The 12,055-nt window shown below is 65.7% G+C and carries 10 protein-coding genes; 9 read left to right on the forward strand and 1 reads right to left on the reverse strand.

Annotation, left to right across the window (positions count from 1 at the left end):
• Nucleotides 1-71: 71 nt before the first annotated feature.
• The 3 genes from AC2S9W_RS06235 to zapE are packed head-to-tail and all read left to right on the forward strand — an operon-like array spanning nucleotide 72 to nucleotide 2,569.
• Nucleotides 72-854: a succinate dehydrogenase iron-sulfur subunit gene (locus tag AC2S9W_RS06235; protein ID WP_067107158.1), complete on the forward strand. Its 783-nt coding sequence runs from the start codon at nucleotides 72-74 to the stop codon at nucleotides 852-854.
• Between the two features lie 46 nt (nucleotides 855-900).
• Nucleotides 901-1,392, forward strand: coding sequence for a PaaI family thioesterase (locus AC2S9W_RS06240; protein WP_082737069.1), 492 nt, complete (start codon nucleotides 901-903; stop codon nucleotides 1,390-1,392).
• A 34-nt stretch (nucleotides 1,393-1,426) separates the two neighbouring features.
• On the forward strand, nucleotides 1,427-2,569 hold the full coding sequence (gene zapE, locus AC2S9W_RS06245) for a cell division protein ZapE (protein ID WP_067107161.1): 1,143 nt from the start codon (nucleotides 1,427-1,429) through the stop codon (nucleotides 2,567-2,569).
• Here zapE and AC2S9W_RS06250 read toward each other — a convergent pair.
• Complete coding sequence (locus AC2S9W_RS06250) at nucleotides 2,519-3,562, reverse strand: polysaccharide deacetylase family protein (protein ID WP_067107164.1); 1,044 nt, start codon at nucleotides 3,560-3,562, stop codon at nucleotides 2,519-2,521. The genes zapE and AC2S9W_RS06250 overlap by 51 nt on opposite strands.
• Nucleotides 3,563-3,965: 403 nt before the next feature.
• On the opposite strand from AC2S9W_RS06250, the gene mdh reads away from it, so the two are divergent.
• The 6 genes from mdh (at nucleotide 3,966) to lpdA (ending at nucleotide 12,029) form a co-directional block, all read left to right on the forward strand.
• Nucleotides 3,966-4,928, forward strand: coding sequence for a malate dehydrogenase (mdh, locus tag AC2S9W_RS06255; protein WP_067107167.1), 963 nt, complete (start codon nucleotides 3,966-3,968; stop codon nucleotides 4,926-4,928).
• A gap of 117 nt (nucleotides 4,929-5,045) precedes the next feature.
• Nucleotides 5,046-5,936 (forward strand): succinate--CoA ligase subunit alpha, encoded by an 891-nt coding sequence (gene sucD, locus AC2S9W_RS06260; protein ID WP_067181068.1) that lies wholly within the window; start codon nucleotides 5,046-5,048, stop codon nucleotides 5,934-5,936.
• 105 nt (nucleotides 5,937-6,041) lie between these two features.
• Nucleotides 6,042-6,332 carry a GIY-YIG nuclease family protein gene (locus AC2S9W_RS06265; RefSeq protein ID WP_067107173.1) on the forward strand — a complete coding sequence of 97 codons (291 nt, stop codon included), beginning with the start codon at nucleotides 6,042-6,044 and terminating at the stop codon, nucleotides 6,330-6,332.
• A 51-nt stretch (nucleotides 6,333-6,383) separates the two neighbouring features.
• A complete protein-coding gene (locus tag AC2S9W_RS06270; RefSeq protein WP_486571740.1) occupies nucleotides 6,384-9,203 on the forward strand; it encodes a 2-oxoglutarate dehydrogenase E1 component in 2,820 nt (939 codons plus the stop codon).
• A gap of 81 nt (nucleotides 9,204-9,284) precedes the next feature.
• Complete coding sequence (gene odhB, locus AC2S9W_RS06275; protein ID WP_486571741.1) at nucleotides 9,285-10,520, forward strand: 2-oxoglutarate dehydrogenase complex dihydrolipoyllysine-residue succinyltransferase; 1,236 nt, start codon at nucleotides 9,285-9,287, stop codon at nucleotides 10,518-10,520.
• Between the two features lie 111 nt (nucleotides 10,521-10,631).
• Entirely contained in the window at nucleotides 10,632-12,029 is a 1,398-nt protein-coding gene (gene lpdA / locus AC2S9W_RS06280; RefSeq protein ID WP_067107182.1) for a dihydrolipoyl dehydrogenase, read from the forward strand.
• Nucleotides 12,030-12,055 lie beyond the last annotated feature (26 nt).

The raw sequence follows: 12,055 nt of genomic DNA on the forward strand, positions 1-12,055 counted from the left end.
CCGCCTCACCCTCTTGCCGACTCTGCCAATCGGGTCTAGTCGGACCCCGACTGCATCAGGGAGCCCGCGCCATGGCCGAATTTCGCCTGCCCAAGAACAGCCGCATCCACAAGGGCGGCACGGTCCACAAGGCCGAGGGCGCGACCAACGTCAAGAAATTCAAGGTTTATCGCTACGACCCCGACAAGGGGGAGAATCCGCATTTCGACACTTTCGAGATCGACCTCGACACCTGTGGTCCGATGGTGCTCGACGCCCTCATCAAGATGAAGAGCGAGCAGGATTCGACGCTGACCTTCCGCCGCTCGTGCCGCGAGGGCATCTGCGGAAGCTGCTCGATGAACCTCAACGGCAAGAACGGCCTCGCCTGCACCACCGCGATCGAGGACCTGAAGGGCGACATCACGATCACCCCGCTGCCGGCGATGGACGTGATCAAGGACCTCGTCCCCGACTTCACCCATTTCTATGCCCAATATGCCTCGATCGAGCCGTGGCTGAAGACCAAGTCGACGACGCCCAGCGGCAAGGAACGGCTCCAGTCGCCCGAGGAGCGCGAGAAGCTCGACGGGTTGTACGAGTGCATCCTGTGCGCCTGCTGCTCGACGAGCTGCCCCAGCTATTGGTGGAACAGCGACAAGTTCCTCGGCCCCGCGATCCTGCTCCAGGCCTATCGCTGGCTCGCCGACAGCCGCGACGAATATACCGGCGAACGGCTCGACGAACTCGAGGATCCCTTCCGCCTCTATCGTTGCCACACGATCATGAATTGCGCCAACGCCTGCCCCAAGGGGCTCAGCCCGGCGCGCGCGATCGCCGAGATCAAGAAGCTGGAAATCGAGCGGCAGGTTTGACGTTGGCTGGCGTCGGCCTGCTCCCCCATTTCTCGAAAGTGCGGACGTGAACGACGGCATCGAGGAACCGAAGCGCCGCGAGAATTTCACCGCCGAGGAACTCGCGGACGGCTGGATAAGCTGGAATATCAAGGACCCGAGCCGCTTCAACGCCTTCATCGAACCGCTTGCGGTCCGGACGGAAGGGCTGACGCCCGACGGACGGCCGCGCGCCCGCGTGCGGATGCACCCGACGCGCAAGCACAGCAATCTCGGCGACAATGTCCATGGCGCGGTCAGCCTGGCGCTCGTCGACATCGCGCTGTTCGCGGCCTCGCATCAGTTCGGCGCGCTCGACGCGGGGCATTCGGTGACGCTCGACCTGTCGACGCAGTTCGTCGGCGCCGGCCGGGTCGGCGAACCGATGGACGCGCTGGTCGAACTGGTGCGCGAGACGGGGCGGCTGGTTTTCCTGCGTGGGCTCGTCGTCCAGGGCGAAGACGATGCGCATATCGTGCTCAGCTTTGCCGGGACGATCCGCAAGGCGAGCCGCAAATGACGGGCGCGGCCGCGAGCGGGGGCTGCCGTTCCGCATGACCGACCTGCTCGCTGCCTATGATAGGCTCGTCGCCGATGGCGAACTGAAGCCCGATCCCGAACAGCGCGCCGCCGCGGAACGGCTGGCCCGGCTGCAACAGGAACTGGAGGCCGCGCCGCCGCGCGGCAGCCTGCTCTGGCGGATCGCCGGCCGCAGGCCGGAGGCGCCGCGCGGCGTCTATCTGTGGGGCGCGGTCGGGCGCGGCAAGTCGATGCTGATGGACCTCTTCTATGACCGGCTGGCGATCCGGCGAAAGCGGCGGGTCCATTTCCACGCCTTCATGCTGGAGGTGCACGCGCGGATGCGCGAGGTGCGCAAGAGCGAGAGCGGCGACCCCATCCCGCAGGTGGCGGCGGCGCTGGTCGAGGATGTCCGCTGTCTCGCCTTCGACGAGATGGTGGTGAACAACAGCGCCGACGCGATGATCCTCTCGCGGCTGTTCACGGCGCTGATCGGGCATGGCGTGACCGTAGTCGCGACATCGAATCGGCCGCCGTCCGATCTCTATAAGAACGGGCTTAACCGCGAGCATTTTCTGCCATTCGTTGCGTTGATCGAGGCGAAACTCGACGTGATGAGTCTGAACGGCCCGACCGATTATCGCCGGCATCGGCTGGGCGACGGCAAGCGCTGGTTCGTGCCCGCAGACGCGGCGGCGACCGAGGCGCTGTCGGCTGCCTTCTTCCGCCTCACCGACTATCCGCCAGAGGATCGCGCGCACGTCCCCTCGCTCGACCTCGATGTCGGCGGCGGGCGGTTGCTGCACGTGCCAAAGGCGCTGAAGGGCGTCGCCGTCTTCTCCTTCAAGCGGCTGTGCGCGGAGGCGCGGGGGGCGTCCGACTATCTGGCTGTCGCGCGCCATTTCCACACGGTGATCATCGTCGGCATTCCGCGCATGGGGCCGGAAAACCGCAACGAGGCGGCGCGCTTCGTGACGCTGGTCGACGCGCTCTACGAATATAAGGTCAAGCTGCTGGCGAGCGCCGCGGCCGAGCCCGACCAGCTCTATGTCGCCGGCGACGGCGCCTTCGAGTTCGAACGCACGGCAAGCCGTCTCGCCGAAATGCAGTCGGACGATTATCTGGCTCTAGGCCATGGCCAGGATGATGCCGCCGACGATCTTGCCCCAACGCGATGAGTTGATGGCGACATAGGCGACGTTGCGGACGTAGCGGACCTCGTGCGCCAGATGGCCGAACGCCTGCTCGACGACGCGGCGCGCGGTCCGCAGCGGGCGTGGCGCGGCGACCTCGATCCGTCCGGGGCGTGGTGGCGGCAGCGGCAGCGTCGCAAAGCCGCCATTCGTGATCCGCGGATCGTCGGCGACGGCCCGGCACAGTGCTTCCATCCGCGCGACCGCCAGCCAATTGGGCACCGCGCGGTCGCGGCTCAGCAATTCGAAACTGTGGCTGAAAGCCGAGAACTGGATCGCGCCGCTCTCCGCCGCATGGTCGAGCGCGTCGCGCATTTCCTCTTCGGACATCGCGCAGAGCTGAGCGGGGCGAAAGCGGCCGCTGCCTTCCATCAGTCCGCTGACCGGGACCTCGCAGACACCGTGGTGAAAGCGCATGCCCATGTTCGCCGGGTCGAGCGTGATCGCGCAGCCGTGATCCCGATAGGCGCCGTTGAAGCTGCTGTCGTAGCGAAAGCCGAGCGCGGCGACCGCGCGCAGCGTGTCGTCGTTGGCGCCGAAGTTTCCGGCGCGGAAGGCAACCGGCCGCGGCACCCCGGCGCGCATCAATATGTCGCGGGCGAGGGCGATCAGCTTCTTCTGCGCCGGCAGGGGGAAATCGGCGATGTTGCGTCCCGTCAGCCGCCCCGCCGGATTGAACGGCGCGAACTGCAGCCATTCGGTATGGATGTGCAACTGCACCTCGTGACCGCGCCGAAGAATCGGCTCGACGATCGCCTCGACGATCCGCGGGCCATGAACCAGCGCGGGCATCGGGTCGACGAAGAAGACGCCCTTCAGGCCGTGGCGTTCGAGCATGTCCATCTGGAACAGGATGCCGAAGTCGCCTTCGCGGCAGCGACCGAGGATCGAGCTTTCGAAATTCGCGCGCGCGTCGACCCCCCGCTGGTGGAGCCCGGCGGAAAGTTCGGTGTCGAAACTGATGATTGCCCGCGTCATCGGCGGGGACCCTAGCGTACAGGGGGTAAAGGAGGGTTAATCGCCGGTCCGGGATTCCCGCTGGAAATGCGGGATCGTCGGAATGCCTCTGCCGGCTTTCCCCTTTGCCCGGCCGATCGGTTTCGCGCGATCCGGGAGGGGCGTTGCTTTTCCCGACGAACGTGCCCCGGAACCGATGCTTTCCGGCCGCGCCATCGCGGACGACCAAACCGCCTCATTCCCCATAATGATATTGCGAACTGTTTGCAGAAAAACCCGGTTATTCGTGCTTTTCGCGGTTGTTTCGCCTGGGGAATCAGCGTAGGGGCGGCGCGAGTCTTGGGACCGGCATGCGGCAATGGCCCGTGCCCCGCCGGTCCGTGAACCGCATTGCCGGGCTTGCCAGAAGGGAGTGCCGCGCGCCATGGGACGCAAAAAGATCGCTTTGGTCGGAGCCGGGATGATCGGGGGCACGCTCGCCCACCTCGCCGCCATGAAGGAAATGGGCGACATCGTCCTCTTCGACATTGCCGAAGGCATGCCCAAGGGCAAGGCGCTCGACCTTGCACAGGCGGGACCGGTCGAGGGCTATGATGCGGGGCTCAAGGGCACGAGCGATTATGCCGACATCGCCGGCGCCGACGTCGTCATCGTCACCGCGGGCGTGCCGCGCAAGCCGGGGATGAGCCGCGACGACCTGCTCGGCATCAACCTCAAGGTCATGAAGGCGGTCGGCGAGGGCATCAAGGCCAACGCTCCCGACGCCTTCGTCATCTGCATCACCAATCCGCTCGACGCGATGGTGTGGGCGCTGCGCGAATTCTCGGGGCTGCCGCACAACAAGGTCGTCGGCATGGCCGGCGTGCTCGATTCGGCCCGCTTCCGCCACTTCCTCGCCGAGGAATTCAACGTCTCGGTCGAGGACGTCACGGCATTCGTGCTCGGCGGGCACGGTGACACGATGGTTCCGGTCATCGAATATTCGACCGTCGCCGGCATCCCGGTTCCCGATCTGATCAAGATGGGCTGGTCGACGCAGGAGCGGATCGACGCGATCGTCGCGCGCACCCGTTCGGGCGGCGGCGAGATCGTCCAGCTCCTCGGCAACGGCTCGGCCTATTACGCCCCCGCGACGAGCGCGATCGCGATGGCCGAAAGCTATCTCAAGGACAAGAAGCGCCTGCTGCCCTGCGCCGCGCATCTGACCGGCCAGTACGGCGTCGACGACCTCTATGTCGGTGTGCCGGTGGTGATCGGGGCGAACGGAGTCGAGCGCGTCGTCGAGATCGCGCTGAACGAAGGCGCGAAGGCGAACTTCGACAAATCGGTCCACGCGGTCCAGGAGCTGCTGGTCGCGTGCAAGGGTCTGGAGCCGAGCCTGGCCTGAGTCCCGACGCCCCGCGAAGGCGGGGCCCGTCGCCCGCCCCCTCGAAACGAGGGTGCGGGTGAACTGGTATCTGGAGGTGGTCCCACCCGGGGCGCACGGAAAACGGAACGAAAATCTATGAGCATCCTGATCGACAAGAATACCAAGGTCATTACCCAGGGAATGACCGGCGCGACCGGCACTTTCCACACCGAACAGGCGCTCGCCTACGGCACGCAGATGGTCGGCGGCGTGACGCCGGGCAAGGGCGGCACGACGCATATCGGCCTGCCGATGTTCGACACCGTCGCCGAGGCGAAGCAGGCCACCGGCGCGACCGCGTCGGTCATCTATGTGCCGCCGCCGTTCGCCGCCGATTCGATCCTCGAGGCGATCGATGCCGAGGTCGAGCTGATCGTCGCGATCACCGAGGGTATTCCGGTGCTCGACATGGTCAAGGTGAAGCGCGCGCTGTCGGGCTCCAAGTCGCGGCTGATCGGCCCCAACTGCCCCGGCGTGCTGACCCCCGACGAATGCAAGATCGGCATCATGCCGGGGTCGATCTTCAAGAAGGGCAGCGTCGGCGTCGTCTCGCGCTCGGGCACGCTGACCTATGAGGCGGTGTTCCAGACCTCGAACGTCGGACTGGGCCAGACGACCGCGGTCGGTATCGGCGGCGACCCGGTCAACGGCACCAACTTCATCGACGTGCTCGAACTCTTCCTTGCCGACGAGGCGACCAAGTCGATCATCATGATCGGCGAGATCGGCGGCGATGCCGAGGAGCAGGCGGCGCAGTTCCTGATCGATGAGGCGAAGCGCGGCCGCAAGAAGCCGATGGTCGGCTTCATCGCGGGCCGCACCGCGCCTCCGGGGCGCCGCATGGGCCATGCCGGCGCGATCGTGTCGGGCGGCAAGGGCGATGCCGAAAGCAAGATCGCTGCGATGGAAGCCGCGGGCATCACCGTGTCGGCCTCGCCGTCGGAGCTGGGCACGACGCTGGCGGAGGTGCTGAAAGAGCGGGTGTGACCCCCAATTGCTCCCCTTTTTCGTGTGTCCCCGCGAAGGCGGGGACCCATTGCTGCGTCTCCTGGACCCCCGCCTTCGCGGGGGAACACGTCGGGACGATTTAGGATGGTCCCGCCCGGCTATGTCTATATCATGGCGAGCCGGAAAAACGGGACGATCTATATCGGTGTGACCAGCGATTTGCCGAAAAGGGTTTGGCAACATCGCGAAGGCATGATCGAAGGTTTTACGAAGCGTTATGGTTGCAAACTGCTGGTGTGGTTCGATAGCTTTGAAAGCATCCACGACGCCCGGCAGCTTGAAGTGCGGATGAAGAAATGGAACCGGGCGTGGAAGATCAATCGCATCGAGGAGCATAATCCCGAGTGGAATGATTTATCCGAAACGCTGAATTAGGCCTCTGGAGATCGGTCCCTGCCTTCGCAGGGGCACGAATAGGTTGGGAAAATGAACCTCGAACGACAAAGCTTCGACATCGACGAACCGCAGCCCGGACCGAGCTGGGCGCCCAGAAACTGGCCCCTGGTCGACAGCGACGACCTGACCGCCGCGCTCGATCCGCAGCAGATGCAGGTCGCGGTGAAGGCCGCCGCGGCGAAGGCCGGCGCGCCGCTCTCGAACGCCGAGGTCGAGCGCGCGGCCGACGAGGCGATCCGCGCGATGATGCTGATCCGGACCTATCGGGTGCGCGGCCATCTGGCGGCATCGCTCGACCCGCTCGGTCTGTCGAAGCATGAACTGCCCGCTGACCTCACCCCCGAATATCACGGTTTCGTCGGCGCCGACCAGGATCGGCCGGTCTTCCTCGGCGGAACGCTTGGGCTCGAAAAGGCGACGGTGCGCGAGATCGTGGCGATCCTGCAGGCCAATTACTGCGGGAATGTCGGCCTCGAATATATGCACATTGCCGACGTCGAGGAGCGGCGCTTCCTGCAGGACCGGATGGAGGGCGCCGACAAGCATGTCGAGTTCACCCCCGAGGGCAAGCAGGCGATCCTCAACAAGGTGATCGACGCCGAGGAGTGGGAGAAATTCCTCGCCCGCAAATATGTCGGCACCAAGCGCTTCGGCCTCGACGGCGGCGAGGCGATGATCCCCGCGATGGAAGCGATCATCAAATATGGCGGCCAGTACGGCGTGCGCGAGATCGTCTATGGCATGGCGCATCGCGGCCGGCTCAACATGCTCGCGAACGTGATGGCGAAGCCCTATCGCGTCATCTTCCACGAATTCCAGGGCGGCAGCGCGAATCCCGAGGCCGTCGGCGGTTCGGGCGACGTCAAATATCACCTCGGCACCTCGACCGACCGCGAGTTCGACGGCATCTCGGTGCACATGTCGCTGGTGCCCAACCCGTCGCACCTCGAAGCGGTCGATCCGGTGGTGCTCGGCAAGGTGCGCGCGCAGCAGGTGGTGCGCGACGACCTGATCGAGCATGAACAGGTGCTGCCGGTGCTGATCCATGGCGACGCGGCTTTCGCGGGGCAGGGGATCGTCTGGGAATGCCTCGGCTTCTCGGGCATCCGCGGCTACAACACGGGCGGCTGCATCCACTTCATCGTCAACAACCAGATCGGTTTCACGACCAGCCCGCAGTTCGCGCGCTCGTCGCCCTATCCGTCGGATGTCGCGAAGGGCGTCCAGGCGCCGATCCTGCACGTCAACGGCGACGATCCGGAGGCGGTGACCTTCGCCTGCAAGCTAGCGATCGACTTCCGCCAGCAGTTCAAGCGCGACATCGTCATCGACATGTGGTGCTATCGCCGCTTCGGCCATAACGAGGGCGACGAGCCGTCGTTCACCCAGCCGCTGATGTATGCCCGCATTCGCAAGCATCCGGCGGTGTCGGACCTTTATGCGCAGCGGCTGGAGGAAGAAGGGGTGATCGCGGCCGGCGACGCCGACGCGCACCGCCGCGAATTCACCGCGCGGCTCGAGGAAGAGTTCGAAGCGGCGAAAAGCTACAAGCCGAACAAGGCCGACTGGTTTGCCGGTCGCTGGTCGGGGCTGCACATGCCCGGCGATTCCGAACATGCGCGGCGCAATATCGCGACCGGCGTTTCGGAAAAGCTGTTCGACAGCATCGGCCGCATCATGACGACCATTCCCGACGACCTGCAGGTGCACAAGACGTTGCGCCGCGTCATCGACGGGCGAGCCGCGATGTTCGCCGACAAGAAGAATGGCGACGTGTTCGATTGGGCGACCGCCGAATCGCTCGCCTTCGGCACCCTGCTCAGCGAAGGCTATCAGGTGCGCCTGTCGGGCCAGGATTCGGGGCGCGGCACCTTCAGCCAGCGCCACGCCGTCTGGGTCGACCAGACCGACGAGCATAAATATATTCCGCTGAAGACCGTGCCGCACGGCCGCTTCGAGGTGCTCGACAGCCCGCTGTCGGAATATGGCGTGCTCGGTTTCGAATATGGCTATGCGATGGCTGATCCGAAGAGCCTCGTGCTGTGGGAAGCGCAGTTCGGCGACTTCGCCAACGGCGCGCAGATCATGATCGACCAGTTCATCGCGGCGGGCGAGGCCAAGTGGCTGCGTGCCAACGGCCTCGTGATGCTGCTGCCGCACGGTTACGAGGGGCAGGGGCCCGAGCATAGCTCGGCGCGCCTCGAACGCTTCCTGCAACTGTGCGCGGGCGACAATATCCAGGTGTGCAATATTTCGACCCCGTCGAACTATTTCCACGTCCTGCGCCGCCAGATGCTGCGGTCGTTCCGCAAGCCGCTGATCATCATGACGCCCAAGTCGCTGCTCCGCCACAAGCTGGCGGTTTCGCAGCGCAGCGACTTCATCGGCGATGCGCATTTCCGGCGCATCATGTCCGATCGCAACCCGCCCGAGGACGGCGCGATCCGGCGCGCCGTCTTCTGCTCTGGCAAGGTCGGCTATGATCTGATGGAGGCGCGCGATGCCGCGGGCCTGACCGACACGACGATCATCCGCATCGAGCAGCTCTATCCCTTCCCGGGCGAAGCGCTCGCGGCGCGGCTGAAGCGGATGACGAACCTCGAAGAGGTCGTCTGGGCGCAGGAAGAGCCGCGCAACAACGGCGCGTGGTTCTTCGTCGAGCCGCTGATCGAGGAAGCGCTGGACGAAGCCGGGCACAAGGGCAAGCGCGCCCGCTATGTCGGCCGCGCCGCCGCCGCCTCACCGGCGACGGGCCTGATGAGCCGTCATCAGACCGAGCAGGGCGCGCTCGTCGCCGATGCGCTCGGCCTGTCGGTTCGCGCCGAGATTCGCCGGACGAAGAAGAAATAGGGGCTGGCGCGCCCAACCCGATGCAACGACAATCCCGATGGTCAGGGGTAGTCCCTGTCCATGGTCCCCAAGGAAGAAGCGATGAGCACCGAAGTCAAAGTCCCCACCCTGGGTGAAAGCGTGACCGAAGCCACGGTCGGCGAATGGCTGAAGCAGCCGGGCGATGCCGTCGCGGTCGATGAACCGATCGCGAGTCTCGAAACCGACAAGGTCGCGGTTGAGGTGCCGTCGCCGGTCGCGGGCGTGATGGGGCAGCAGGTCGCCGCCGTCGGCGACACCGTCGCGGTCGGCGCGGTGATCGCGACGATCGAGGCGGGTTCGGGCAAGGCGCCGGCCGCGGCGCCCGCTCCGGCTGCCAAGGCCGAAGCCGCAGCCCCCGCGCCCGCCGCGACGGCCAGCGACAATGCGGTCGACACGGTGACGACGATGTCGCCCGCGGTGCGCCGCCTCGTGCTCGAACACGGCGTCGATCCCACGAAGATCAAGGGGACCGGCAAGGACGGCCGCCTGACCAAGGAGGATGTGCTCGCCGCCGCCAATGCTGCGCCCGAGGCCGCTCCCGCTCCCGCTCCCGCTGCGCCTGCCGCATCCGCGCCGGCCGCCGGCGGCGCCCCGGGGCGCCGCGAGGAGCGCGTCAAGATGACGCGGATGCGCCAGACGATCGCGAAGCGCCTGAAATCGGCGCAGGAAACCGCGGCGATGCTGACGACCTTCAACGACTGCGACATGTCGGCGGTGATGGCGGCGCGCGAGCGCTATCGCGACAGTTTCGAGAAGAAGCATGGCGTGCGCCTTGGCTTCATGAGCTTCTTCACCAAGGCGGTCGCGCTCGCCGCGCACGATATTCCGGCGGTCAACGGCCGGATCGAGGGCGACGAGATCGTCTATCACGACTATCTGGACGTTTCGGTTGCGGTCAGCGCGCCCAACGGGCTGGTCGTGCCGGTCGTGCGCAATGCCGAGAGCCTGAGCTTCGCCGAGATCGAGAAGGCGATCGCCGACCTCGGCAAGCGCGCCAAGGACGGCACGCTGACGATGGCCGACATGACGGGCGGCACCTTCACCATCTCGAACGGCGGCGTGTTCGGCGGCCTGATGTCGACCCCGATCATCAACCCGCCGCAGTCGGCGGTGCTCGGGCTTCACCGTATCGAGGACCGCCCGGTCGTGCGGAACGGCGAGATCGTGGTCCGCCCGATGATGTATCTCGCGCTCAGCTACGATCACCGGCTGGTCGACGGCCGCGAGGCGGTGACCTTCCTCAAGACGATCAAGGAAGCGATCGAGGACCCGACGCGGCTGCTGATCGATCTTTAAATATCCCACATCCGTTCGGGCTGAGCTTGTCGAAGCCCCGTTCTTCTCTTGAGAGCGACGGATTGAGAAAAGTACGGCCCTTCGACAAGCTCAGGGCGAACGGAGATTGAAATGTCGGACTTTGACTACGACGTCCTTGTCATCGGTGCCGGGCCCGGCGGCTATGTCGCCGCGATCCGCGCGGCGCAGCTGGGCCTGAAGACCGCGTGCGCCGAAGGACGCGAAACACTCGGCGGCACCTGCCTCAACGTCGGCTGCATCCCGTCGAAGGCGATGCTCCACGCGTCCGAATATTTCGAAGCCGCCGCCGGCGGCGCGATGGCGAAGATGGGCATCAAGGTGAAGCCCGAACTCGACCTCGATACCATGCACGGCCAGCGCAAGGACGCGGTCAAGGGCCTGACCGGCGGCATCGAGTTCCTGTTCAAGAAGAACAAGGTCGACTGGCTGAAGGGTTATGCGAAATTCACCGCGGCCGACACGGTCGAGGTCGCGGGCAAGGCGGTGCGCGCAAAGAACATCATCGTGGCGACCGGTTCGTCGGTGACACCGCTTCCCGGTGTCGAGGTCGATAACGCCAAGGGCGTGATCGTCGATTCGACCGGCGCGCTCGAACTCGCGAAGGTGCCCGGCCACATGGTGGTGATCGGCGGCGGCGTGATCGGGCTCGAACTCGGCAGCGTGTGGCGCCGCGTTGGCGCCAAGGTGACATGCGTCGAGTTCCTCGATCAGATCCTGCCTGGCATGGACGGCGATGTCCGCAAGGAAGCGAACAAGATTTTCAAGAAGCAGGGCATCGAGTTCAAGCTCAAGACCAAGGTCACGAAGGCCGAGGTGAAGGGCAAGAAGGCGGTGCTGACGCTCGAACCCGCTGCGGGCGGCGATGCGGAGACGCTGGAAGCCGACGTCGTGCTGGTGTCGATCGGGCGCCGCCCGAACACCGACGGGCTCGCGCTCGACAAGGCTGGACTCTCGGTCAACAAGCGTGGCCAGATCGAGGTCGATCATGATTTTCGCACCGCGGTCGACGGTATCTGGGCGATCGGCGACGTGGTGCCGGGGCCGATGCTCGCGCACAAGGCCGAAGATGAAGGCATCGCCTGCGCGGAGAATATCGCGGGACTGACCGGCATCGTGAACCACGACGTCATCCCGTCGGTCGTCTATACCATGCCCGAGATCGCCGGGGTCGGCCTGACCGAGGAAGCCGCGAAGGAGCGGGGAGAGGTCAAGGTCGGCAAATTCCCGATGCTCGCGAACAGCCGCGCCAAGACGAACCACGAGCCCGACGGCTTCGTCAAGGTGATCGCCGACGCGAAGAGCGACCGCGTGCTGGGCGTCTGGTGTATCGCCAGCGTCGCGGGCACGATGATCGCGCAGGCCGCGCAGGCGATGGAATTCGGTGCGACGAGCGAGGACATCGCCTACACCTGCCACGCGCATCCGACGCACAGCGAGGCGGTGAAGGAAGCCGCGATGGCGGTGACGGGCAAGCCGATCCATATCTGACGCCGCCGTCGGCGGTCGGGGCACGA

The sequence above is a fragment of the Sphingopyxis sp. 550B genome (genome assembly GCF_057401805.1).

Excerpts from the sequence above, each read along its gene's own strand:
- AC2S9W_RS06235 (WP_067107158.1), top strand. The coding sequence starts at position 72 with ATGGCCGAATTTCGCCTGCCCAAGAACAGCCGCATCCACAAGGGCGGC.
- zapE (WP_067107161.1), top strand. The coding sequence starts at position 1,427 with ATGACCGACCTGCTCGCTGCCTATGATAGGCTCGTCGCCGATGGCGAA.
- AC2S9W_RS06250 (WP_067107164.1), bottom strand. The coding sequence starts at position 3,562 with ATGACGCGGGCAATCATCAGTTTCGACACCGAACTTTCCGCCGGGCTC.
- mdh (WP_067107167.1), top strand. The coding sequence starts at position 3,966 with ATGGGACGCAAAAAGATCGCTTTGGTCGGAGCCGGGATGATCGGGGGC.
- sucD (WP_067181068.1), top strand. The coding sequence starts at position 5,046 with ATGAGCATCCTGATCGACAAGAATACCAAGGTCATTACCCAGGGAATG.
- AC2S9W_RS06265 (WP_067107173.1), top strand. The coding sequence starts at position 6,042 with ATGGTCCCGCCCGGCTATGTCTATATCATGGCGAGCCGGAAAAACGGG.
- AC2S9W_RS06270 (WP_486571740.1), top strand. The coding sequence starts at position 6,384 with ATGAACCTCGAACGACAAAGCTTCGACATCGACGAACCGCAGCCCGGA.
- odhB (WP_486571741.1), top strand. The coding sequence starts at position 9,285 with ATGAGCACCGAAGTCAAAGTCCCCACCCTGGGTGAAAGCGTGACCGAA.
- lpdA (WP_067107182.1), top strand. The coding sequence starts at position 10,632 with ATGTCGGACTTTGACTACGACGTCCTTGTCATCGGTGCCGGGCCCGGC.